This window comes from Hyphomicrobium sp. MC8b, from assembly GCF_905067615.1.
Classification (GTDB): Bacteria; Pseudomonadota; Alphaproteobacteria; order Rhizobiales; family Hyphomicrobiaceae; genus Hyphomicrobium_B.
The window spans coordinates 3,522,885-3,545,909 of record NZ_LR898465.1 but is presented as its reverse complement, the minus strand read 5'-3'; the positions used below and the strand labels follow the sequence as shown (position 1 = coordinate 3,545,909).

20 protein-coding genes are annotated in these 23,025 nt (G+C 57.7%); 8 read left to right on the top strand and 12 right to left on the bottom strand.

Features of this window, described 5'->3' with window-relative positions; translation table 11 throughout:
* Positions 1-35: 35 nt before the first annotated feature.
* The 3 genes from efeO to ACLB1Z_RS17100 all read left to right on the top strand — a co-directional run bounded on the left by efeO (position 36) and on the right by ACLB1Z_RS17100 (position 4,676).
* A complete protein-coding gene (gene efeO / locus ACLB1Z_RS17110) occupies positions 36-857 on the top strand; it encodes an iron uptake system protein EfeO (protein ID WP_409560921.1) in 822 nt (273 codons plus the stop codon).
* Between the two features lie 318 nt (positions 858-1,175).
* Positions 1,176-3,479, top strand: coding sequence for a TonB-dependent receptor domain-containing protein (locus ACLB1Z_RS17105; RefSeq protein ID WP_409560920.1), 2,304 nt, complete (start codon positions 1,176-1,178; stop codon positions 3,477-3,479).
* Positions 3,480-3,584: 105 nt separating this feature from the next.
* Positions 3,585-4,676 (top strand): energy transducer TonB, encoded by a 1,092-nt coding sequence (locus tag ACLB1Z_RS17100; RefSeq protein ID WP_409560919.1) that lies wholly within the window; start codon positions 3,585-3,587, stop codon positions 4,674-4,676.
* Here the strand turns inward: ACLB1Z_RS17100 and cydX are convergent.
* The 5 genes from cydX to cydD form a co-directional block, all read right to left on the bottom strand.
* Positions 4,664-4,807: a cytochrome bd-I oxidase subunit CydX gene (gene cydX, locus ACLB1Z_RS17095; protein ID WP_081741001.1), complete on the bottom strand. Its 144-nt coding sequence runs from the start codon at positions 4,805-4,807 to the stop codon at positions 4,664-4,666. The genes ACLB1Z_RS17100 and cydX overlap by 13 nt on opposite strands.
* A gap of 24 nt (positions 4,808-4,831) precedes the next feature.
* Positions 4,832-5,989: a cytochrome d ubiquinol oxidase subunit II gene (gene cydB / locus ACLB1Z_RS17090; protein ID WP_409560918.1), complete on the bottom strand. Its 1,158-nt coding sequence runs from the start codon at positions 5,987-5,989 to the stop codon at positions 4,832-4,834.
* Between the two features lie 4 nt (positions 5,990-5,993).
* Entirely contained in the window at positions 5,994-7,571 is a 1,578-nt protein-coding gene (locus ACLB1Z_RS17085) for a cytochrome ubiquinol oxidase subunit I (RefSeq protein ID WP_409560917.1), read from the bottom strand.
* A 73-nt stretch (positions 7,572-7,644) separates the two neighbouring features.
* Positions 7,645-9,333: a thiol reductant ABC exporter subunit CydC gene (gene cydC, locus ACLB1Z_RS17080; RefSeq protein WP_409560916.1), complete on the bottom strand. Its 1,689-nt coding sequence runs from the start codon at positions 9,331-9,333 to the stop codon at positions 7,645-7,647.
* Positions 9,330-11,039 (bottom strand): thiol reductant ABC exporter subunit CydD, encoded by a 1,710-nt coding sequence (cydD, locus tag ACLB1Z_RS17075; protein WP_409560915.1) that lies wholly within the window; start codon positions 11,037-11,039, stop codon positions 9,330-9,332. Before cydD ends, cydC begins: the two co-directional genes overlap by 4 nt.
* 281 nt (positions 11,040-11,320) lie before the next feature.
* Between cydD and ACLB1Z_RS17070 the strand changes: the two genes are divergently transcribed.
* A complete protein-coding gene (locus tag ACLB1Z_RS17070) occupies positions 11,321-12,355 on the top strand; it encodes a hypothetical protein (protein ID WP_409560914.1) in 1,035 nt (344 codons plus the stop codon).
* A gap of 14 nt (positions 12,356-12,369) precedes the next feature.
* Positions 12,370-12,879 (top strand): hypothetical protein, encoded by a 510-nt coding sequence (locus ACLB1Z_RS17065; protein ID WP_409560913.1) that lies wholly within the window; start codon positions 12,370-12,372, stop codon positions 12,877-12,879.
* Positions 12,880-12,891: 12 nt separating this feature from the next.
* Here the strand turns inward: ACLB1Z_RS17065 and ACLB1Z_RS17060 are convergent, their stop codons facing one another.
* The 4 genes from ACLB1Z_RS17060 to ACLB1Z_RS17045 form a co-directional block, all read right to left on the bottom strand.
* Complete coding sequence (locus tag ACLB1Z_RS17060; protein ID WP_409560912.1) at positions 12,892-13,782, bottom strand: dienelactone hydrolase family protein; 891 nt, start codon at positions 13,780-13,782, stop codon at positions 12,892-12,894.
* Positions 13,783-13,885: 103 nt separating this feature from the next.
* Positions 13,886-14,788 carry an efflux RND transporter periplasmic adaptor subunit gene (locus ACLB1Z_RS17055; RefSeq protein ID WP_409560911.1) on the bottom strand — a complete coding sequence of 301 codons (903 nt, stop codon included), beginning with the start codon at positions 14,786-14,788 and terminating at the stop codon, positions 13,886-13,888.
* Positions 14,785-14,994, bottom strand: a complete 210-nt coding sequence (locus ACLB1Z_RS17050) for a DUF1656 domain-containing protein (protein ID WP_409560910.1) — start codon at positions 14,992-14,994, stop codon at positions 14,785-14,787. The genes ACLB1Z_RS17055 and ACLB1Z_RS17050 overlap by 4 nt, the downstream gene beginning before the upstream one ends.
* On the bottom strand, positions 14,991-17,018 hold the full coding sequence (locus tag ACLB1Z_RS17045) for an FUSC family protein (protein WP_409560909.1): 2,028 nt from the start codon (positions 17,016-17,018) through the stop codon (positions 14,991-14,993). The genes ACLB1Z_RS17050 and ACLB1Z_RS17045 overlap by 4 nt, the downstream gene beginning before the upstream one ends.
* Before the next feature lie 197 nt (positions 17,019-17,215).
* Here ACLB1Z_RS17045 and ACLB1Z_RS17040 point away from each other — a divergent pair, with 197 nt between their 5' ends.
* Positions 17,216-17,887 (top strand): TetR/AcrR family transcriptional regulator, encoded by a 672-nt coding sequence (locus ACLB1Z_RS17040; protein ID WP_409560908.1) that lies wholly within the window; start codon positions 17,216-17,218, stop codon positions 17,885-17,887.
* Positions 17,888-17,915: 28 nt separating this feature from the next.
* On the opposite strand, the gene xrtE is transcribed toward ACLB1Z_RS17040, so the two are convergent.
* The gene (gene xrtE, locus ACLB1Z_RS17035; RefSeq protein ID WP_409560907.1) at positions 17,916-19,577 is read right to left on the bottom strand and encodes an exosortase E/protease, VPEID-CTERM system; all 1,662 of its coding nucleotides are present in this window, start codon (positions 19,575-19,577) and stop codon (positions 17,916-17,918) included.
* A gap of 45 nt (positions 19,578-19,622) precedes the next feature.
* Positions 19,623-19,802, bottom strand: coding sequence for a hypothetical protein (locus ACLB1Z_RS17030; RefSeq protein WP_409560906.1), 180 nt, complete (start codon positions 19,800-19,802; stop codon positions 19,623-19,625).
* A gap of 182 nt (positions 19,803-19,984) precedes the next feature.
* On the opposite strand from ACLB1Z_RS17030, the gene ACLB1Z_RS17025 reads away from it, so the two are divergent.
* Together ACLB1Z_RS17025 and ACLB1Z_RS17020 are read left to right on the top strand one after the other, a co-directional pair.
* Complete coding sequence (locus ACLB1Z_RS17025) at positions 19,985-21,028, top strand: LLM class flavin-dependent oxidoreductase (protein ID WP_409560905.1); 1,044 nt, start codon at positions 19,985-19,987, stop codon at positions 21,026-21,028.
* 66 nt (positions 21,029-21,094) lie between these two features.
* Complete coding sequence (locus ACLB1Z_RS17020; RefSeq protein ID WP_013949323.1) at positions 21,095-21,409, top strand: EthD family reductase; 315 nt, start codon at positions 21,095-21,097, stop codon at positions 21,407-21,409.
* 25 nt (positions 21,410-21,434) lie between these two features.
* Here the strand turns inward: ACLB1Z_RS17020 and ACLB1Z_RS17015 are convergent, their stop codons facing one another.
* Entirely contained in the window at positions 21,435-22,607 is a 1,173-nt protein-coding gene (locus ACLB1Z_RS17015) for a hypothetical protein (protein ID WP_409560904.1), read from the bottom strand.
* Between the last annotated feature and the right edge of the window lie 418 nt (positions 22,608-23,025).

Here is a 23,025-nt window from a genome sequence, read left to right as displayed (position 1 = left end):
CCCCCTTACCCAACTAAGCACCGGAGGGACGACCGATGAAACGACACTTGTTGGCTGCGACCGCGCTCGCAGCGGCGTTTGGATATGCTGGCTTGGCATATGCCGAAGACGACGATTCAAAACTCGTTGAGCCGCTCGCCGCGTACAAGAGCTTTGTGGCCGATCATACAGAGAAACTTCTCGAAAACACGACGAAGTTCACCGAGGCCGTCAAGGCTGGCGACATAGCCAAAGCCAAGGCGCTCTACGCGCCGACGCGCATGGACTATGAAACGATCGAACCGATCGCCGAACTCTTCTCCGATCTCGATCACACGATCGACGCTCGCGCCGATGACTTCGAGGCCAAGGAAAAAGATCCGAAATTTTCGGGCTTCCACCGCATCGAATACGGCCTTTGGGAACAGAAAAGCACGAAGGACGTCGCCCCTTATGCCGATCAGCTTCTTGCTGACGTCAAAGATCTCAATCACCGCATCGAGAATCTGACGTTCCCGCCGGAGACCGTTGTCGGCGGTGCTGCAGCCCTGATGGAAGAGGTAGCCGCGACCAAGATTTCGGGCGAAGAAGATCGCTACAGCCATACCGACCTGTGGGACTTCAAAGCGAACTTCGACGGCTCGAAGAAGATCTACGATCTTGTCCGGCCGCTCATCGAGAAGGATCACTCTGACTTCGTGAAGAAGGTCGACGGTGACTTCAAGGTCGTCGACGACACGCTGGAGAAGTACAAGACGGCTGACGGCTACGAGCTCTACGACAAGCTGTCGGACGAAGACCGCAAGGTTCTGTCAGCCAAGGTCAACGCTCTGGCGACCGAACTTTCAACGCTTCGCGGCAAGCTCGGTTTGAACTGAGAAGCGCCGGTCGCTTTGATCTGACTACGGCCTCGGTTGACGTTCGCCTCGTGCGGATTTGCGACCGGGGCCGTAATTGCATTCATTTCTGCGAAACGCGGCATGTTTGTCGCTGAAAAGACACAACTAAACGGCGTCTTATTGTTGACTAATAATGTAGACTTTAATATTCTCATCGTATACCCGGCAAACGTCGGGATCTTCATTGCGATCACCTCCGGGGGAGGGTTTCGCAAAGAGGAGGCAAGCCCGCCATTGTGCGCTTAAGCGCCTAGCCAGCCAGCCCCGTATCAACACGGAATAACGGGGGTCGATAGGATGGCTGTGCGCGGCGCTGATGATTCGAGTAAAGCGCGTTTGATCGCGTTGGGATTGCATCAGGTTCCCGCTTGCAAAAGCTTTGGCAAGGCGGCCTTGGCGCTGACCGTGTCGGCCGCAGCGCTGACGTTGGCCGGAACGGCATTCGCACAAGAAACACCGCTGCCGGGCATCGACGTTCAATCCGCGCAAGCGAAGAAAAGCAGCGCTCCGAAAAAGAAGCCACAGGCAGCTCCAGTTCAGGAGACTTCTAATTCGGCAACGCCTCCGCCGGCGGCGAGCGAAGGCGGTAATCAAGCTGGATTGATTGACTCGCCCTATAGCACGCCAGCTGGTGTGAGCGTCGCGGGTCAAAGCGAAATTCAGACGTTCGGGCAGACCAATCTTCAAGATGTGTTTCGTTCGATGCCCGGGGTCTCGACCGGCGACGATCCGAACAATCCCGGCATCGCAGTCAACATCCGCGGCTTCGAAGGCGAAGGCCGCGTGAATATGACAATCGATGGTGTGCGCCAGAATTTCAGGTTCACCGGCCATACAGCGTCTGGCTTTGCATATGTCGATCCCCTGCTGCTTGCCAGCATCGAGGTGCAGCGTGGCTCGGTTTCGACAGCGGGCGGTGCAGGCGCTCTCGCTGGTACAGCGGACATGCGAACGCTTGATGTCGATGATGTGCTGAAGCCGGGGAGCAACTACGGCGCGACGGTACTTTCCTCGTGGGGAAGTAATGGCGTCGGCTTTTCGGAGATGGGTGCGGGAGCCATCCGCAGCGGGGCGATCAGCGTCATCGGCGCCATCAGCAAGCACGATCAGGACGATTACGATAATGGCTTGGGGCAACGCGTGCCCTACACAGATCAAGACTTGATCTCTGGTTTGGCAAAAGTCCACATCCAGATCGATCCGGAACAGCGGTTGTCGTTTGGTACAGTGCTCTACAACAACGACTTCACCGCAAATTCCTACAATCAGAATATCGATTCGAAGATCTACACTGCCCAGTATTCCTATGACCCCATCGGCAATGACTTCGTGCATTTTCGCGCCAATTTCTCTGGCAGCGACCTGACGATGAAGTACGGGAGCGGCATCGATGGCGCCTCTGCTGCCGAAGGCCGTAAGATCAATGATCTTGGCCTAGGTTTCACACTGCAGAATACATCGCTATTCGATCTTGGTGGTATCCACGTCAAATCGAACTACGGCTACGAATACTTTCATGACAAAGTTGACGCCTCAAACGCTCTAGATCCGAGCGCCGGTGGTGGTGTCAATCCGTCCGGTAATTCAACGATCCGTGGCGCGTTTTCTGAAACGACTTTCTCAAAAAGCATCTTCGATTTTATCGTTGGTCTGCGCTACGACGACTATAACTTGAACGGCCACGGCGACGTGACGGAGCCCCATATTCCGCCATACTTGCTTCCCTACCTGCCACCCGGATACACGCCCGCGCTGCCGAATGGTCTTTCGCTCGGACCGTATTCGGTCGACAAAAGCGACGGTGGTTTCAGTCCGAAGTTGACGCTTGCCGCAAAGCCGGTCGAATGGTTCCAGCCGTATGTGACCTGGTCGAATTCGTTCCGAGCTCCAACCATCTCGGAAACGCTTCTCGACGGCACGCATCCAGGCAGTGTCTTCGAGCCCAACTTTTTGCCAAATCCTCTTCTTCAGCCTGAATCACAGAAGGGCTGGGAGTTTGGCTTCAATTCAAAGATCAACAATATCTTCCAGTCCGGCGATCAGTTCCGCTTCAAAGGCGACTACTACACGATGGACGTGGACAACTACATTACGGCCGCGTGCGACGACTTCGGAATTATCTGCACGTTCATAAACAACCAAGGCACTTCGAAAGTCGAAGGTGTCGAACTGCAAGGCACGTACGATGCGGGTTATCTCTTCGCGGGCCTGAGCTATAGCCATAACCATACGACGCTTCCGTCGCAGATGGATGGCCTGGGACTGCATAGCTACCTGCCTGGCGATCTTGCGACCGTCACCGGTGGCCTTCGCTTCTTTGCTGAGCGTCTGACGGTCGGTGCAAGAGCGAATATCGTTTCCGACAGTCAGAAGGCCGATGTGAATGTTGGTTCCGACGGCGTGCTAACTTACGAGGGTTATACGACCTACGATCTCTTCTCGAGCTACAAGGTCACCGACGACATCGACGTCTCTCTCAACGTGACAAATCTCACGGACGTCGCCTACACGCCCGCGCTCAGTGCTCCTGCCACTGGCGATGCGCCGGTCGAAACAGGTCGCGGCCGCACGTTCCTGCTCACGACAAAGGCGAGGTTCTAGACCACGGGGCGTGATCGCACGGAGAAGAAGTTCGGGCGTCGGCGGAGGAATTCGCCGACGCCATCATGACAAAAGCCAGTTTGTTGTAACCGGAGGCGAGCGAACGTGACGCTCATCGAACGCAATGACCACCCGCGCCGCGATGAACGTTCGCGAACGGGCGGGGGCCGCGCGCTCGATGCATCGGCCGGATCCAATATCGTCGCGTTCAACTTTGCCAAGGCGCTCATTCGGGCGGAAAACGTCGCCAGACGAGCGGTTGTGCTTCCGCCGTTCAAGATAGAAAAGCCATTGGACACGGCAAAGAGTGCTTCCCAAAAGCTTCTCTTTGCAGCCATTGCAATTTCGGCTGCATTGCACGGTGGTGTCATTGCCTCGATGTTTATGGGAAACTCTGGCGAGCAATTCGGCACGCTTTCGGAAAACACCGACACCTTCAGCCTCTCAATGGAGCAGTCGGTCGTTCTCGAGTCGATCTCGACGGAAAGCGTGCAGATGGCATCAGCCTCTGCAGCGGCGTCTCAGGCCGGGAGCATCCAAGCTGCGGAATCGAAACCGCAAGAGCTTGCGGAGTTAGAGAAGGATCCGCTCTCAGATGAACCGCCGCCGAAGCCGATTGATGCTGCCGACGTCACTCCGGCCGCGCTGACGCCGACGGACGATCCGCTGCCGGTTATTCGCGGTGGGGGTATCGAGCAAGCGGTAAGCGAGATCAAGGCCCATCAGATCGCTGAAACCGAGGTCACGGAAATGCCGGAGGCGGTCGAAACGAAGGAAGACAGCCCCGCGAAGGCAGAAAAGAAAAAGGAAGTCGAAAAAGAAAAGAAGACCCCGCAGCAGGAGTCGCATGCTCAGGTGGCTGGCAGTTCCACGTCGCGTTCTAATGCATCTCAAGCTTCGGTAAGTGGCCGGGTTTCGGCGAGCCGGGGAAATGCTTTGAGCTATGGTGCGCGTGTCCGCGCACAACTTGCACGCAATAAGCCAACAAGCATTGGCGTCCGCGGCACGGTCCGCGTTTCATTCGGTATCGCCGCCGACGGCGGCATTCGATATCTCAAGATTTCGGAGTCTTCAGGCAGCGCGACGCTCGATGCCGCCGCGCTGACTGTTATTCGTAAATCGGCGCCGTTCGGCGAGCCGCCGGCGGATTTGACGCCAACGCAGCTCGCCTACGTCATTCCGTTTTATTTCCGCTGAGCCGATCCTTTGGCCGGCGCCGTCTGCGCACGAGCAGCGGCTGAATCTTCCATCAGCTCGTACCACATGGCGTTGAGGACGGCGAAAGCGGCTGCCAGCGGAAGGCCGAGAAGCCAAGCGAAATACCACATGATAGTTCTCTCCTTTCTAGTGGCTTAGTAAGCGTGGCCGTGGCCGTCACGGATCGCCTTCTCGTCAACTTTTCCCCACATCACGTGATAGACCCACGTCGTGTATGCGATGATAATCGGCACGAAGATCACCGCGCAGACGAGCATGATGAAGAGCGTCAGGTGGCTCGACGATGCATCCCAAACCGTCAAGCTCGACCGCGGGTCGATGGAAGACGGCAGAAGAAATGGGAATATCGAAACGCCAACCGTCGTAATGATTCCGGCGATGGAGAGTGACGACGCCAAAATCGTCGCGATTTCCCGTCGGGCGTTCATGAAGACGTAGGTAGCGCCGGCGCCGATTATTCCGAGTACGGGCGCTAGGATCGTCAGCGGATACGAGCCATAGTTAGTGAACCACGCACCCGACGCTTTGGCGACAGTCTTTGCCAGCGGGTTAGACGGTCCTACCGGGTTGACCGTGCTCGTGATCTGATAACCATCGATTCCGAGCCACAGCACGACACCGCCGATAACGAAGAGTGCGATGGTCGCAAGTGCGGCGACGCTTCCAAAGCTGCGGGCACGGTCAGCGACCGGACCCTCTGACTTTAATATGATCCACCCGGCCCCGTGCATTACGAGCATGGCGACGGAGACCAATCCGCAGAGCAGGGCGAACGGATTGAGAAGCTCGAACAGCGTCGTGCCGTCATAGAAGATCCGAAGATCGCTGTTGAAGTGGAACGGCACGCCGCGCAGGACATTGCCGACCGCGACGCCGAAGATCAACGCCGGAACGGCACCGCCGACAAACAGCGCCCAATCCCACGTTTCGCGCCATCTGGTACCTTCGAGTTTCGAGCGGTACTTGAACCCGACCGGCCGCAAGATCAACGCGAACAGAATGGCGAACATCGCAAGATAGAAGCCGGAGAACGAAACCGCGTAGAGCGGCGGCCAAGCGGCGAAGATTGCGCCGCCTCCGAGGATCAGCCAGACCTGATTACCTTCCCAAGTCGGTCCGATGCTGTTGATCACCACACGGCGTTCGACGTCTGTTTTGGCAACGAACGGCAACAGAGCCGCGGCACCGAGGTCGAAACCGTCCATGACGGCAAAACCGATCAGCAGAATGCCGAGCAGCAGCCACCAAATGATACGGAGCGTATCGTAATCTATGAACTGATGCAGGATCATTGATCTACTCCGCAGCGACGAGATTGGGAGAAACAAGAATGGCTTCGGGATTGTCGTCGGGTTGGGGACCGGCGCGAACCGCACGAACCATGAGGCTCATCTCGACGATGAAGAGAACCGAGTAGAGCGCAATAAAACCGAGAAGCGTTAGGAGTACGGTGAATGCACCGAGGCTCGAAACGGCGGCGGCGGTCGGGAGAATGCCCTCGATGATCCACGGTTGCCGCCCGAACTCGGCAACGACCCATCCGAGTTCCGCCGCGATCCACGGCAGCGGAATGGCGAAGGTCGCGATGCGAAGCAGCCAGGGATAATGGTCAAGCCGCCTGCGCGCCGACAGGTAGAAGAACGTCGCCATCAAAACGATGAAGAAGAAGCCCAAGCCGACCATAATGCGGAACGCCCAGAACAAGGTCGGCACGCTCGGTATCGTATCAATGGCGGCTTGTTCGATCTGCGCATCGGTCGCTTTGCGAGGATCATCGACATAACGCTTCAGCAGAAGCGCATAGCCCAGATCGTTGCCATTCTTCTCAAGTGCGTCGCGCGCCGCCGGAGGAATCGTGGACGGATCTCCAGCTGCACGTATTTGCTGAAGTGCATCGTATGCCAGGATGCCGTTGCGGATCCGCGTTTTGGCGCTGTTGACGAGTTCGTCGATGCCCGGAATTTGCGTCGTCAGTGAGCGGGTGCCGATCAGGCCCATGACCCACGGAACACGGACGGCGTAGTGCGTCTCACGGGTTTGCTGGTCGGGGAAGCCAAACAGTGTAAAGGCTGCGGGCGCAGGTTCCGTTTCCCACATCGCCTCGATGGCTGCGAGCTTCATTTTCTGATGTTCGCTCGACAGGTAGCCGCTTTCATCGCCAAGCACGACGACTGAAAGCGCCGCCGCTAGGCCGAACGAAGCAGCGACCGTCATGGATCGCTTGGCGAGCGCGACATGGTGACGATTGTATAGGTACCAAGCGGAGACACCGAGAACGAAGACGGAAGCCGTAACGTAGCCGGCCGAAACCGTGTGCACGAATTTCGCCTGCGCCACCGGATTGAACACGACATCGAAGAAGTTCGTGACTTCCATACGCATCGTCTGCGGATTGAACGATGCGCCGACGGGATTCTGCATCCAGCCGTTTGCGATCAAAATCCAAAGCGCCGAGAAATTCGATCCGGCCGCGACGCACCATGTCGCGACGAGATGGCCGACCTTCGACATGCGATCCCACCCGAAGAAGAAGAGACCGACGAATGTTGCTTCCAGGAAGAAAGCCATCAGCCCCTCGATCGCGAGAGGCGCGCCGAAGATATCGCCGACGTAATGGCTGTAATAGCTCCAGTTCATTCCGAACTGGAATTCCATGACAAGGCCAGTCGCAACGCCGACCACGAAGTTGATGCCGAACAGCGTGCCCCAGAATTTCGTCATCTGTCGCCAGATATGGCGACCGGTCATCACATAGACCGTCTCCATGATCGCGACGATGATCGAAAGTCCAAGCGTCAACGGGACGAACAAGAAGTGATAAAGCGCCGTCGTCGCAAATTGCAGGCGCGAGAGCGCCACTATGTCAAGTTCCATCTGCTTTCCCGACTCTCGGTCGGCCTCCTTCCGAAATGACGGCGCTGAAGAAACGCCGCAGGAACAATTGTCGTCAGTCCTGTCTCAGGGTTGAGAGTAGGGCTTCGAATTGCGAATCTCCGCGCGATGCCTGACCGATCACCCGTCCGTCCTTCATTGCAATAAGACGATCGGCGATTTCTGCTTCCCTGCGGATATGCGTCGCAATGAGCAGTGTGCATTGCGCCGCGTTTGCCGACAGCCGCCCAAGGACGTCACGTGCCGTCGCGTCATCGAGGCCTTCGGTCGGTTCGTCTAAAAGCCAAAGTGGCGTTTCCCGAAGAAAAAGCCGCGCCAACGCCAAGCGGCGTCCCTCGCCGCCCGAAAGCCCGAGACCGTCCTCGCCTAGGCGCGTGTCGAGACCGTTCGGAAGGGCGTCGAGATAAGGCTTTAGTCCGGCGGACATCATGGCGCGTCTCAGGCAATCATCATCGGCGGTGGCATTCGCAAGTCGAAGATTGTCGCGAAGGGTATCGGTGAAAAGTTCGGTGCGTTGTGTGAGAAGCGTCGAAGGGACACTTCGAACCGAACCATGATCGGGAGCAAGTTCGCCCGCTATGACGAATATCAAAGTCGATTTTCCAGATCCGCTGCTCCCGATCAGAGCAACGCGTTCGCCAACCCGGAGTGATAGGGTGATATTTTGGATCGCAGGCCGGTCCGCATGCCCGTAATGGACCGAGACCGCATCCAGCACGCATGCAATGCCTGACGGTGGCGATGCCACAGAAGCATAGGCAGGCGGTTCGAGGCGAACTGCAACACGGCGCGCGGCAACGCAGGTCCGTCCAAGCTCGATGGCACCCCGACGCAAGGCGGAGAAGGGCTCAAGCGCGGCGATCGTGACAAGGACAGCGAGCGCCATTATGGGCGCACCAATTTCGGCATGCCGGGCAAGCAAAAGCGTGACGAAAAGCGCCGAGGCGATGAGAGTGGCGCTGACGATGCCAAGCGCTGCACCGGACGCGACCTCAGCGAGATTAAGCTCGCTGTCGGCATCCGAGAGCTTCCGATCCGCCTCGGCGATGGCACGGCGCTGTGCTTCAATCCGCCCGGACATGACAAGGTCGGTTTGCCCCGAGACCAAATCGATAACGCGAGATCGTAGTGCTTCAAGCGCAAGAACGCGCCGTTGTGCGGGGCGTTCGGCAACCCGCGCAGCGATCAGCGGAATGCCGAGCCCGGCAATGACGAGAAACGCCCCAAAACCAATGCCGGCGGCAGGGAGTATCGCGCCGAAGCACAAGCCGATGGCCAATGCGGCTGCGATGGCAGCGGCGGCCGGAACGACCATGCGTAGATAAAGGGAGTCGAGCGCATCGATATCGTGCGTTAGACGAAACAAGAGCGCCGCGGGGCGCATACGCAACTTTTCCGCCTCCCGCATGGCCGCTGAGCCGCGAAAGAGCCGTTCGCGAAGTTCCGCCAAAATGCTGAGCGTCGCGTCGTGCGTAACGAGGCGTTCGCCATATCGGCTGACCGTCCGCGCCAATGCGAAGAACCGGATGCCGGCAGACGGCGAAAAGACGTCGAAGGCCAAAGCGGTCGCTGCACTCAGTCCAGCAATCGCCGTTGCCGTGATGAACCAGCCTGAAAGACCAAGCAGCGCCAGACCGCATAATGTGGTTGCAGCGCTGAGGCCCAAGCCGAACAGAAGCTTGCCACGCGGTCCACGCCAGAAAAGCGAAAGTATAGGCGCTAGGTCCCGCGAAACTCTGCTCATGCCGCTCTCTCCAGCGGCCGGTTACCCAAGCGCACGATGCGATCCATGCGCCGCGCCAATGTCAGATCATGTGTCGCGATGATCATTGTCTTGCCGCGACCAAGTGCGATCAGGCTGTCCACTATGTCGTTTGCTGTTTCGGCGTCGAGATGCGCCGTCGGCTCGTCGGCAAGGATAATCCCGGCATTAGGGCGAGCGGCGATCCTGGCAATGGCGAGCCGGAGAGCTTCGCCGCCGGAAAGGCCGACGCCGTTCTCGCCGATGGCATGTGCGCCCCGCGCGACGGCGAGCGCGCCGAGCTTTGCGAATTTCAATGCGTCGGCGATGCGCGCCCTATCGATATTCCGGCCAAGCGCGACGTTGCTTGCAAGCGTTCCGGCGAAGATGTGCGGCCGCTGACCGATCCAGGCCATACCGGAGCGCAGGGTTGCGACGGTATCGTCGGTAAGACTTTGGCCGTCGATCAATATTGTTCCTGCTGCGGGACGCGCGAGGCCGGCTATCAGCGCGAGGAGTGTCGACTTTCCGGTGCCGCTCGGACCGAGCAGCGCCACATGTTCCCCCGGTGCGATGGACAGGTCGAAGCGATCGAAGACCAATCCATCGCTGTCGCCGTACCGAAATGACAGTTTGTCGATCCTAATGGCGGGAGCGCTGGTCAGATCTGCCACCGCGGCTTTCGAATGGGTGATCGAACCAGGGATCGTACGCCCGGATGCCGACAGTCGGTTAAGTTCGTCCATTGCGGCGCGCCCTGCCGCGCGATCGTGCCAGACGGCGGACAGGTCGCGAAGTGGCTCGAAGAACGCCGGCGCCAGAAGCAGAATGAACAAGCCTCCGCTCAAGCCGAGATGCACACCCCACGTGCCGAAGCTCAGCTGCCCGAGAAGATAGAAGCCGATGTAAACGGCAACCATCGCTACGCCGAGCGCCGCAAACAGTTCAAGCACGGCTGAAGACAGAAAGGCGATGCGCAGCACGGCCATCGTCCGCGTGCGCAAGTCTTCGGCATTGGCGCGAAGCCGTTTCGCCGTCGCATCGACTGCTCCAAGCGAGCGGATCGTAGTGATGCCACGCAACCTGTCGAGAAGGAAGGCATTCATGTCGCCTGTCTTCGCGAGTTGCGCTTCGCTCGCTTCCTGCGCGCGCCAGCCGATCAATGCCATGAAAACCGGAATGAGTGGCGCCGCGAACAGCAGCACGATGGCAGCCGCCCACGACAGCCACAGGACGACAGCAAAAAGCACGATGGGCACGACTACGGCGCGCAGCTTGGCAACCTCGAAGCGCGCAACGTAAGGCACGATCATCTCGGCTTGCTCGGCAATAACGCTCGCAGCTTTGCCAGCTTCAGGACGTTCGATATTGAGTGGTGAACGTTCGGCGAGCGCAGTGACGGCCTGTTGCCTCAGTCGGCTCGCTACGCTGCGCCCCGCGCGAAAGGCCATACGGCTTCCAAAGCTATCGAGTATGGCTCTTAGAATTCCTATCGCGAGCACCCCGAAAGCTGCCCACGCACTGCTGGTTGATGCGTCTCCGTTCGCCACGTCGCCAATGGTCATGGCAATAAGGGCGGCCTGAGGTACCCACAGCAGCGAGGCCGCAATCTGCAGCGCCGCGCTTTTTCCATGGACGGTCGTCTTTAAGCGTGCCGGCTGCGCCGATTGACGCGCGTTTTCTCCAGCGACGGCGGCTTCTGACGCCATTCCTTTGGTCTTTCCCCGGAAAAGTATCCCGATCAATAGAGTGCAATCAGGCGACGATAATTGACTAATATCAAAACTTGGCTACCAGATTTTACATTCAAAAAAACCTTTATCGACGAGAATATCTCTTCTGGAGCCGCCAATGAAAGCGATCCTCGCCGCACGATCGCAATTGAGCTAAAATTTACATCGCTGATTGACGCGCCAGTTCAAACAGTCTGCTAGCGTCATAAGAGATCGGTCGGAAAAGAAGAACGATTTAGAAAATGCGTCTAACGAGCGTGCGCACCTTTGCAATTGCACCCGTGATACTCTCGATGATATCGGCGGCATCAGCCCAGGAACCGAATTTTAGCGCTTATGCGCAAGCCGCATTTCTCCCGTTTTTGAACGCAAACGATGGAGAACTCCGCCGTTCGCCGTCACTGGGTATTTCATTTGGAGAGCGCTTCCATAGAGCCACGTTGGATACCGGATCTACAGGTGTGGTCGTTGGCGCGACTTCGATACCAAACATTGATCAGCTACCGAGAATTTCAGATGGCCAATTGACCTACACCAGCTCGGGCCGCCTCATGCGAGGCCATTGGATTCGCACCGCATTTACGATCGTGGGAGGCCGCGATAGCGCCGTTCAAGTGGAAGCGATGCCGGTGCTTGCCGTTGAGCGCGTTGATTGCTTGCCGCGGGCAAGAGATTGCGATCCAAACGAAGATGTCAGCCGAATTGCAATGATCGGTATTGGCTTTGCGCGCGAGGGAGACAGGCTAAGTCAAAGTACGCCAGACAAGAACCCGTTTCTGCATGTCGTCTCGAACAATTCCAGGCAACGGCATGGGTATGTTTTGACGGCCAGTGGCGTCTACGTTGGTTTGTCGGCCGTCAATACAAGCGGCCATTTCGAGTATGTAAAGCTCGACCGCAACAAAGAAGATACCGATTGGTCGCCGATACCGGCTTGCATCTCGATTAATGGGAAGACGCCGCCGGCTTGCGGAACCCTTTTAGTGGATAGCGGGGTTGGTTCGGCATTTATGACGTTGCCACCGTGGCAGTCGTCCCAAGCAAAGCTTCAGCCCGGCGATCAGGTTGCCGTCGCGGTTCCGCGCGGACAATCCTCTTTACCGCTTTACAGTTTCAAGATTGATGATGGTCATCCGCTTACTCCCGAAAAAGTTCACCTGAGATTATCGCCGGATCGCACGTTTCTGAACACGAGTTTCCATTTCTTAAACGGCTTCGATTTTCTCTACGACGCTGACGGCGGCTATGTTGGATTTCGCCGACGTAGCACCGGAACTCAGGCAATTCGGTAGGCGAGGAACCATAAATGGGTGTGATGCATCGTTTCAGCTACGCTTTGATTTGTTCCGCTTGGACGATTATTCCGCAGATCGCTCTAGCGGACACCAGTCAAGTGATCAAATCCTGGCGCACAGATGCAGGATGGTTGACAGAGCTGCGGCAACACACCGATGGGGCTCGCGTGTGCGCGACCGGAAAAGCCTTCAAGGAGGGCCGACCCTTTGGTTTGTCGATTGTCAAAAGCGGTCCCGTGACGCTCATCACGTTGGTAGATGAAAAGCAGCCGCCGAGCCGGGCGGGCAAGATGACGTTCTCCGATCAGGGTACGACATTTGGAGATTTATTCGTTATGCCTGCGGGGCCCGCTTTCGCAACGACGGAAGGCGAGAGCGAGCAGACGTGGAATACCATTAACAGGCTTCCAGCACAGCCGCTGTCGATCGGCATAGACGGTAGCGAGTACTCAGCAGATCTTACCGGCATCGACCAAGCGCGCGAGCAGCTCAAAGTATGCGAGACGGAAGCATCGCGTTGAACTGCGATGGCGTCAGTCCAGAACAGCCCAACGCTTGAACCAGGACGTCATCTGCTTCCATGCATCCTTGGCGGCATCTGGCGTATAGCTCGGGCGGTAATCGGCATGAAACCCATGTGGCGCGCCGGGATAGATCTTGAACTCAGCTGTTTTTCCGGCGGCAGAAAGTGCGGCCTTCATGGTTTTAACCTGCTCAGGCGGAATACCCTGGTCGGCGCCGCCGTAAAGCCCGAGGACAGGGGCTTTCATTTCCGACGCAAGCTCGATTGGACTTTTCGGCCAGATCGCTTTTTGCGCGGCAGGATCGACAAGTGAGCCATAGAAAGCAACCCCGGCTTTGACGTTCGGGTTCGTCGCGCAATAGACCCAGACCGTTCGTCCGCCGCGGCAGAATCCGACAATGCCGAGGCGCGAAGTATCGCCGCCTTGGCTCTTCGCCCAGCGGACCGTTGCGTCGAGATCGGAAATGAGCTGCGCGTCGGGCTTTGAATTGACGAGCGGGATCAGAGCCTGGATGTCGCTGATTTTCGCGAGATCCCCCAACCTGAAATAATAGTCGGGTGCGACCGCGAATGCGCCGAGCTTCGCCAACCGACGGACGACATCCTTGATGTATTCGTGCAGACCGAAGACTTCCATCGCGACCAGAATGACAGGCGGATTGGCAACGTCAGCTGGCTTGGCGAAATATGCCGGCATCGCACCGTCCGCTGTTTCGATCGTTGCGGCTCCGGCGTCGAGCCCTTCGGTGTCAGTGACAATCGCGGCAGCGCTGACCGGGCCGGCTGCGAGCGTGTAACCGGCGGCAGCGGCGGCCGACGTTGTCATGAAGCGGCGGCGGGAGAGCTTCGCGCGCCGGATGAGCCCGATTAGGTCGGATGCAAGATGATCGCTGGCGCGCATAATGGCCTCCCTTTCGAGATGCGACGGCCCGATGGTTCGGTGTCGCGATGATATATCCGATCTCGATGAAGAGGAAACGACGTTCGCCGCCACGGCTATCGGCTTATTTCTGTGCCGTGTCGCGGGGATGCTTGCCGTCTTCCGGCGTGATCACAACCGTCGACGTCCGTCCGGCGACCAGACGGACGCCCTCTGGCACGTGGTCAAGTGCAATGCGCACGGGAATACGCTGCGCCAAACGAACCCAGCTGAATGTCGGGTTGACGTCGGCCAGCAAGTTCGAGCCGGCACTACGGTCGCGATCCTCGATGCCTCCGGCAATGCTCTGAACATGGCCCAGGATCGGTCTGTCCTCACCCATCAGGTGTACGACGGCTTTGTCGCCGACTTGGATGAGCGGCAACTTAGTTTCTTCGAAGTAGCCTTCGACGCGCAGGGAATCATTGTCGATCAGGGCCGCCACGCCCTTGCCCGCGGTGACATAGTTGCCGGGCTGCAGGTCGAAGTTCGTGATCGGGCCGTTGACCGACGCGCGGACTTCCGAACGCTCCAGGTTGAGCTTCGCGAGGTCGCGATCCGCTTCGGCTTTATGTAAATCCGCTTCAGCCTGCGCCTGCGTAGCGATCACCTGTTCGACCTTCTGATCCGAGACAGAAAGATTCGTCAGATTTTTATAGCGCACCAGATCCTTTTGCGCGGCTTCGAGTGCCGCCTTGCGGCCCTCGACATCGGCTTCAGCCTGCCTCAGCGCAAGAATATAACGGTCGCGGTCAATCTGAAACAGAACGTCTCCCTTGTGGACGATCTGGTTGTCGCGAACCATCACTTTGGTCACGAGCCCGGAAACGTCCGGTGCAATCTCGACGACGTCGGCGCGAACGCGGCCGTCGCGTGTCCAGGGTTCGAGTTCATAATGAACCCAAAGCAGCCAGCCGGCGAATACGGCAGCTCCGACAAGCGCAAGTGTCGTGCCGTAGCGTATGAAGGTTTTTAGGCGTGCGTTCATGACTGGGCCTGAAAGAGGAAGAGGACAGTCGCGCAAAGAATGCAAACAAACATTGAAAGATTGAAGAGCGACCTATGCCAGATGTACTGATATGCGCCGACGACGCGGAGGACGCGCGAGACCGCCACCATCACGACATATGAGATGACGGAACACGCGAGAACGGACGGCACGAAGATGCCGAACAGACTGATTTCCTCGTTCATTGCGCAGCCTCGAGCAAGACCGGAGCGTGGGGCAAATGAGGAGGCGAGCGGTCCGGGAAGAGGCTGCGCCGCAGGCCGACGAGGCCAAGCAACGCCGAGCGCGCAGACGCGCCATGCTCGTTTCGAACGACCGCCAGCGCGCGATTGACCGCAGCAAGAAGCAAGTCCGGCGCCGGCACCGTGGACTTGTTCTGATAATAGCGCTTCAGCATGAGAAGCACGGCATCGATGCGCCGCCGCGAGTAAGGCGTAAGCCCGATACGCGATCGCCGGAGATCAAGAATGTTGAAACCTTCCCGCAACTCTCCGATCGCGCCAGGAATCCGGTGTCCTGCAGCTTTCGCTCGCGGTGCGAGAAGAACAAGACGGTCGAGCATGACGCCGGTCAGCCGCGCCTCGTCGCGTGCAGTCTGGGCATCTGCGATCTCCGCCAGCGTCTCCTTGTTGGCGACCGCGAGTCGGCGAATACTCCATTCGGCGCCAAGTGTACGCAGCATCGAAGCCGTCGTCGCGGCAAGGATGACGCCAACAGACGTAGCGATGCTGCTGTTCCAGAACGTCGACGTGTCGACCGCAAAAGTCACCTGCAGGCCCATCATCGCAGCCACACAGATTGCCAAAGCGAGCCCCATGAATAACGTTTCGGGTTTCGAAATGCATAACCCGAAAAAGACGAGAGCCGGAGCCAGCACAAGCGCGAGCGTTTCAAAGTTGTGAACGTGAGGAAGAATGCCGAAGACGTATAGCGCTGCAATGCCGATAGAAACGACGGAGCACTTCGCGAACATGACGATAGACGGCACCGGATTATCTTGCGCCGAGAACAGATTGCCGGCCACGGCAGCCATCAACACCGCATAGCCGCCCTCCGGCCAGGATAGCAGGATCCAAAACGTGCAGCAGACGGAAATCGTCACGAAGCTGACGATCGCAGACAACATCGCAAGGCCGTGATCGTAATGATGGACCAGCGCCGCCCGCTCAGCGATAGGATAGGTATACGGTCTCGATATATGATCGGGCGCCTGCTCAACGCTCCTTAGAATGTCGAGGCAATCCCATCGGATCGCGGCAAGGTCGCCCAACCGGATAAGAAGGCTAAGCTCCACCAGGTCGTGCCAGCTGCGATGAGCGCGGGTTGAGTCGACGCAGGCTTCGATATCGCTTCTCAAGCGATCGAGCTCTTCGGCATCGGTTCCGCCGGCCGCAAGCCATTTATCCATTCGATCGACGAGCTGCTGTGCCGCGCGCGATGGGCCACCTAGCAAGGAAAGCTCATGAAGTCGGTCCGCGATCGAGGACAGAATGGGAATGAGCATCAGCATGCGCGGCCGGACGTCACGAATGAGTCGCAGGAACTCCGGGTGGCCACCTGCATCATAAATGAGGTGCGTGCTGAGATTTTCGATTTCGCCTGTATCACCTGCGAGCTTCAGCCGGTGCCGGTCGGGCTCGGCTCCGGTCCGCAACTGCAGCGCATCGCGGGCGCTCACGTCCGCGTTGGCAAGCCAAGCTTTGAGTCGCAGTGCGATCACCGGCGCAACAGGGCGCGGCAAGATGATGCTTGAGACGACGGCAGCACATAGAATGCCGACGATGATCTCTTCGGTCCGCGCCAGCGCCACGTCGAAAATCGTGCCCGGTACGTCTACCGTCGGAAAGCCGATCAGCGCTGCAGTGTAGCCTGCAAGCATGAAGATGTAGCTTCGCGGCGTGCGGTCGAGCATGGCGATATAAAGACAGCCTGCGGACCAAAGACCCAGAGCGATGATCAGCAGGATCGGGGTGTTGACGAGATTGGGAACCATCGCGATAGCGGCTGATGCACCAAGCAACGTACCGATGACGCGAAAGATAGCTTTAGATCTCGTCGCGCCCGATAGCGGGTTTGATGCGATGTAAACCGTTGCGATCGACCAGTAGGGATTAGGCAGCGGAAGCCACAGTGCGATCAGCAGCGCCAGTAAGGCGGCAATCGTCGTCTTAAACGAAAAAATCCACTGCTGTAGAGCCGGGAAGGCCATCGCACATCCTGTTTGAGAGCAACTAAAACGAGGTTTGACGAATTTCGATCTTGAACATTGCCCTCAACTAGGTATAAATGACTTCGCGGTCACTTTTGTCAAGACAAACGCTCAACGCTGATAATGCGTGGGGCGCATAGGTATCCATCCAAAATCGAGTGCGTGGCCGCATAAGCCGATTCACGAAGTGAGGCGACATGCAAAAAAGTACACAATCCGCCGTCACCAATCTTGTCCGCAACGACCCGCCGGTCATTCGCCGACGCGGAGCCAGCCCGGAAAAGACCGCCATGACGCGACAGTCAATCGTCGATGCGGCGCTGGCGGAGTTTCTGGAAAAGGGGTTTGCGAACACCACCATCGAGACTGTGGCGAAGCGCGCAGGCGTCGCAAAGGGCCTGATCTATCGCTATTTCATCGCCAAGGAAGCACTGTTCTCGGCCGTCGTGCAGCAGGAAATTGTAAACGCTCACATCGATACGGACGACGCCAAGCGCGCGCCGAACGAGAGTGTCGAAGATTTTCTCCGCCGGACGCTCGTCGTTTCTATCCACCAGATCGAGAAGAAGAGCCGTGCGGATATCGCCCGTATGGTCATCACGGAGGGTGTGCGTTTTCCGGCCATTGCCGAGATCTACCGGCGCGACGTCATCGAGCCGCTCCTTCAGAAGGTGAAGCGGCTGGCCATGGCTGCGCGGAAATCAGGCGAACTCAAGGATGATCGTCTAGTCAAAAACCCGTACTTGCTTTTGGCGCCGGTCTGGGCCGGTATCGTCATCAACAAGTTTCTCGATCGGGCGCATCCGGTCAATATCGGTGAATTGTTCGAGACGCAGCTCGACTTGATCTTCGCGAAAGAGGCGGCCTGATGAATGGGGGCCGCCTTGCAGCGTTGTGTTAAAGAAGCGACCACTGTCCGGCGACTACCGCCCACGTGAAAATGACGGCATTGGTTGTCATGTGTGCCGCGATCGCGTCGCCGATCCGGCCTCGGCGGATCATCAACAGCGCGTAAAGCGCACCGGCCAATGCTGCCGCAAGCCACCGGTCGTGCATCAGTCCGAACAAGCTCGAAGAGACGACGAGGGCAACGAGTCCGAATGCCCGAAAATCGACTGTCTCGAATTTTGCCGCCTGTAGGACGCGGTAGACATATCCGCGGAACGCCAGCTCTTCCGCGATCGGAACCATGATGATGGTGCCGAGGCCTCTGAACGCGAGCCAGAGAGCGACCATGATCGGCGAGAATTCCGAAAGCGACTGCTCCAGCGGCGTGTGGCTGCCGGCACCTGGGTCAGTCGCGATCCACAGCACACCCGCCATCCCGCCAATCAAAACCGAGACAGCATCCGGAGTGCCCAGCAGCTGCTTATAGACGTTCCGGAAGGCATACAGCGCCGCAAACACTGCAATGACTTTAATAGGATAAAGCAGATAGTCGTGAGGCGCCGCAATGCGAGTCACGATTTGACCGGCCATCAGTGCGATAAACGGTATAAGAAAGATAAGCGCTGGATTGGAATCGGCGGCTTGTCGAGCACGCGCCGCGTTGGCTGCATTTGACATCGCCGCTGCCATGATCGGTGATCTCTTACCGAAGAAAGCGAGCTTCTGCGCAACCGTCATGATCGTGATTGCGATGAGTAAGAAGCTGATCCAGCCGAACTGCGAATGAAATCCTCCGAGCGCGATATCCGGCGAAAAGTTCGCTCCAATGAAGACCAGCAGCGCAATCCGCAGGCTGTTGAGGAGCCAGATTGCGCCCATCGCCAACGGGAACAGCAAAAAGACGTTGGGAAATTTCAGCGAGCGACGGAAGATCACGATATATCCTACGACGAACACTGCGATCAGCATCATGCCTTCGTAACCGGAACATGCCGCAAAGATCCTGACGCTGAAATCGCCGGCGCCGAGAACGCGCGTAGCCGGGTCCATGAAAGCGCTGTGATCGAAGTGCTTGAGGATCCAGTACGACAACTGCAGGGTGGCGTCAGAAAGCTCAGCCCAATTGTCTTCCGATAATAAACTGCCGCGCTCTCTATCGAGGGTTGCGCCAGTGACATATCCCAAGAGACCCAGTCCGAGCGCCAGCATCAGTTCCGGTTTGCAAAACGTTACGATCTCTCGCCAAAAGCCTAGCGGCGCAGCGACAAGGACGAGCGACGTTATCGCCGTCAGGAATAACGCCGAATAGAGATAAGCAAGAAAGGCATCAGCGCCTGGAGGAGCCTGGGCGAGGAGTCCGCGCGCGAGAAAAGCGGCCAACATCGCAGCCGCGCTGATTGCGGCTGTCGCTGATATCTGCACCGGGTCTGCATCTTGATTGAAGGCTGCGAGGATCGCGCTGCGCTTGGACCAGCCGACAACCACAAAAATTGCGGCCACTAGCAGAAGTATTTTCGGAACAGCTTGGACAACGCCGACAACTGGCCAGATGCCCCAGACATCCGGAAGAGGTGTAAAGAGTCGGATCGTCAGCATTTCGACGACGACAAGCGCCATCGTCGACACAATTCGAACCGAGGGCCAAGCGGGATGAGAGGCAGCTTTCAACATGCGAAGCATGCCTGCCATGCGATGGCAGAGGCTGCCAGATTATCGCTACTGTGTTTGCTGCATGCGGCGATAGACAATGGCGCCGACGCTAAGGAGAAGCGCGATCGCCGCGACACTGCTGGCGGCATTGATTTCCGGAGCCGGGTGTGGGCCTCCGGGATCGCCTGCACCGCCACCGCCGACGCAGTGCCAAACGACGATGAAACAATCGACCACAAATTGCATGGACGTCTCCTACGCAAACACATGTTGAAGCGACTAAAACGGGTGCCGTGCTCCATCAAGAACAACGTAAACAGGTGGTTAATGTCGCGGCGGAATTGTCCCATGATAGGAGTCTCGACGTCGCCTTCGCTCGTTGAAATCCGCCTCTGCATTGCACAAGAACTCGTTCCGAAAGGGCCTGAATGGAAATTGGCGTAGACAGTTTTGCAGCAATCATGCCAGAGGCTGCGACCGTCGGGACTTTGTCTCCGACAGACCGATTGGCGAATTTACTGGAAGAAATTGAAGTCGCGGATCGCGCAGGCCTCGATGTCTTCGGCATTGGTGAGCACCACCGTCCCGAATTTCTCGATTCGGCTCCCGCGATCATCCTTGCGGCCGCCGCATCTCGTACCAAATCGATACGACTGACCAGCGCCGTAACAGTGTTGAGCGCCGCCGACCCCGTTCGCGTGTTTCAGGAATTCGCCACGCTCGACCTGATATCGAAGGGACGCGCCGAACTCGTCGTCGGGCGCGGGTCCTTCGGAGAAGCCTATCCGCTCTTTGGGATGCGCTTTGAAGATTATGACGCTCTTTTTGCTGAGAAGATTGAACTGCTCCTGAAGATACGGGAGAGCACAAATGTAAATTGGTCGGGAAAGTTCCGCCCGGCGCTTTCCGGCCAAGGCATCTATCCACGCCCCCACCAAGATGTGCTGCCTGTGTGGATTGGCGTCGGCGGTACGCCGAGATCGTTCACCCGCGCCGGAGAACTCGGTCTGCCGTTAATGGTCGCTATCATTGGTGGCGAGTTTCGTAGATTTCGCCCGCTCATTGATCTTTACCGCCAAGCCTACGCGCGCGCCGGCCATCCTCCACAACATCTGCGTGTCGGCGTCCATGCGATGGGCTTCGTTGCGGATACCGCAGACCAAGCGAAAGATACCTTTTTTCCGGGCTGGGCGCGGATGTTCACGGACATTGGACGGGAGAGGGGCTGGTCACCGGTTTCGCGCGCGCAGTTCGAGGCGATGTGTGGACCGGGCGGCGCTTTCCTGATTGGTGATCCGGCCACTGTCGCAAAGAAAATCGTCGAGGCGAGCGAGGTCCTCGGTCGCGTCGATCGTTTCACATTTCAAATGAGCTCTGCATCGGCGGAATACGTTGCGATGAGGAAATCGATCGAGCTTCTCGGGACGGAAGTTGCGCCGGTGGTTCGTACCTTACTCGCGAAGCAAATGTGATTAAGCGTGGTCGCGATGGTGTGCCCGCGTTCGTTGAAGACAGTGAAAAAATGAAAGGAACGCCCTTTGATCAAAGTCAGCGTCATGTATCCGAACACGCCAAATGCCCGGTTTGACCACGACTATTATCGCGACAAGCACATGCCCATGGTGAAAGCAAAGATGGGCGATACCTGCAAGTACTATACGGTCGATAGAGGCATTGCTGGCGCAGCTCCCGGTACGCCGCCCACCTACATCGGCATGTGCCACATTTTCTGTGACTCCGTAGAGGCGTTTCAGTCAGGCTTCGGGCCGCATGCGCGTGAAATCCTGGCGGATATTCCCAATTACACCGATCTCTCGCCGGTTCTGCAGATCAGCGAAGTCGAGGTTGGGTAAATAGCGCCAGCGGCGCGGGCTTTCGTCAGTAAGCGTCCTTGAAGACGTCCGAAAGCGAATTCGGAACCCACGGCTTGTTTGCCGGTGGCGGGGCTGGCGGCGGCGCCTTGGTCGCCGCTGGCGCTAGCGCAGCTGACGGCGGTGTCTGCACCGGCTGTGCAGACTGCGGCGGCGGCGCTCCAAGAAAAAACAAGATAGGCGGCGGCGGCAGATTGGGTTCCCAAGGAACGCCGGTCGGTTGTGGTGCCGCGGCCGCCGTCATCTGATTGTCCTGGGGTGCTCGCCGTTTCTGCGCGACGGCTTTCTTCCGCTTTGTGGGCTTGTCCTGTTTTACTTTTGGTGCCACTGCGGCTGACGCATCCTCATTCTCGTTCTCAGCGATGCTTGCCCGATTGCTTCTGTCAGCCATGACATCCGACATCGCGAGTTCGGCACGAAACGAGCCGTCTGGCGATCGAGGCAGGCTGCCAGCAACATAGGGCTGGCTATCGAATGGGAAACGCCACTTCGCATCGTCATCGGCAGCGATTTGTGGAACTGCCATCCTGCTCGTCTCTTGATCGCCGCCAACAGTTGGTGTTTCAGATTGCTCGGCCTCGGTTGAAATTTGGCTCGCGTCGCGATCGATCGGTAAAGGCGCGAGCGTGGGCAAAGGTGCAAGAGCCGGCGTCGCCGTCTGCATGCTGAGAGTGATGGCATTCGAGAGCAGCCTATCGCGAAGGTTCTGTGCAAAGGCGAGTCTTTGATCGAGGTCGAATGCCGGTGGTGGCGGCTCCGGTGCGACAGCTGTAGCGTTCTTTATTGGCTGTTGCGGACGGTCGAGCGTCGAAAGAAGAGCGAGCGAGACGAGGAATGCGGCGACCGCGAGCTTTGTAATTTGTTCTTTGACGCTATCGCGCCGCCAAAGAGCGGGAAGATCATAAAGATGTGTGCGAAGGCCGGCGAGGTGAGCTTTGATTGCGTTGGCGTACGGTGCCAGCGCTGCAGCCGATTGTGCATAAAGCAGCGCAAGCTTGGCGCGGAAGTCGCGCTCGGGTTCAGGCTCTTCCGTAAGCTCAGGAAAGCGCGTTGGGTTGACGAGAAAGACCGGCAGATCGTTCGTGTGCACCCCAGTCGCCCGCTCATTCTGATACCGCAAAAAACGCGTCTTACGCAATCGTCGCGCCGCAATCGCAATATCATGCGTTTCGCCAACCACGATCGAGGCGTCCCCAGTTTGATATAAATGCTCAATTCGTGAATAAATTAGGAGAAAATTCGAGGCTCTCTCTTCAGCCTTAGACAGACGAATTCTCTTGCGCAGACGAAATCTCGAACAAAGTTGATGGATCGTTTCTAAACGTCCGACAAAGATCGCACACTAATTTGAAGCGTTGAGTATCCAGCGTGTAGCAATCTTTGGTCGCGTATTTTTTTACACCCCAAATAGAGAAAGGTCCTTCGGGGCCGACGAGGGAAATAGAAAAACGTACACGGATAGTATGTATTGCATATATTTGTTTTGCGAGGCTCGATTCATCGACTTGGTAAATGCGGTCGGGTAGCAATGTTCACCAGATGCGATCTCGACATATAGCGATAGCGACGCAGCATATGCGCCGCGATAACTGGTAAAT

What these genes read in the sequence shown, in the direction of transcription:
- ACLB1Z_RS17040 (WP_409560908.1), top strand. Translation starts at nt 17,216, where the DNA reads ATGCAAAAAAGTACACAATCCGCCGTCACCAATCTTGTCCGCAACGAC.
- ACLB1Z_RS17050 (WP_409560910.1), bottom strand. Translation starts at nt 14,994, where the DNA reads ATGAACGAGGAAATCAGTCTGTTCGGCATCTTCGTGCCGTCCGTTCTC.
- ACLB1Z_RS17085 (WP_409560917.1), bottom strand. Translation starts at nt 7,571, where the DNA reads ATGGAACTTGACATAGTGGCGCTCTCGCGCCTGCAATTTGCGACGACG.
- ACLB1Z_RS17105 (WP_409560920.1), top strand. Translation starts at nt 1,176, where the DNA reads ATGGCTGTGCGCGGCGCTGATGATTCGAGTAAAGCGCGTTTGATCGCG.
- ACLB1Z_RS17065 (WP_409560913.1), top strand. Translation starts at nt 12,370, where the DNA reads ATGGGTGTGATGCATCGTTTCAGCTACGCTTTGATTTGTTCCGCTTGG.
- ACLB1Z_RS17060 (WP_409560912.1), bottom strand. Translation starts at nt 13,782, where the DNA reads ATGCGCGCCAGCGATCATCTTGCATCCGACCTAATCGGGCTCATCCGG.
- cydX (WP_081741001.1), bottom strand. Translation starts at nt 4,807, where the DNA reads ATGTGGTATTTCGCTTGGCTTCTCGGCCTTCCGCTGGCAGCCGCTTTC.
- ACLB1Z_RS17055 (WP_409560911.1), bottom strand. Translation starts at nt 14,788, where the DNA reads ATGAACGCACGCCTAAAAACCTTCATACGCTACGGCACGACACTTGCG.
- cydB (WP_409560918.1), bottom strand. Translation starts at nt 5,989, where the DNA reads ATGATCCTGCATCAGTTCATAGATTACGATACGCTCCGTATCATTTGG.
- cydD (WP_409560915.1), bottom strand. Translation starts at nt 11,039, where the DNA reads ATGGCGTCAGAAGCCGCCGTCGCTGGAGAAAACGCGCGTCAATCGGCG.
- ACLB1Z_RS17030 (WP_409560906.1), bottom strand. Translation starts at nt 19,802, where the DNA reads ATGCAATTTGTGGTCGATTGTTTCATCGTCGTTTGGCACTGCGTCGGC.
- xrtE (WP_409560907.1), bottom strand. Translation starts at nt 19,577, where the DNA reads ATGTTGAAAGCTGCCTCTCATCCCGCTTGGCCCTCGGTTCGAATTGTG.
- efeO (WP_409560921.1), top strand. Translation starts at nt 36, where the DNA reads ATGAAACGACACTTGTTGGCTGCGACCGCGCTCGCAGCGGCGTTTGGA.
- ACLB1Z_RS17045 (WP_409560909.1), bottom strand. Translation starts at nt 17,018, where the DNA reads ATGGCCTTCCCGGCTCTACAGCAGTGGATTTTTTCGTTTAAGACGACG.
- cydC (WP_409560916.1), bottom strand. Translation starts at nt 9,333, where the DNA reads ATGAGCAGAGTTTCGCGGGACCTAGCGCCTATACTTTCGCTTTTCTGG.
- ACLB1Z_RS17025 (WP_409560905.1), top strand. Translation starts at nt 19,985, where the DNA reads ATGGAAATTGGCGTAGACAGTTTTGCAGCAATCATGCCAGAGGCTGCG.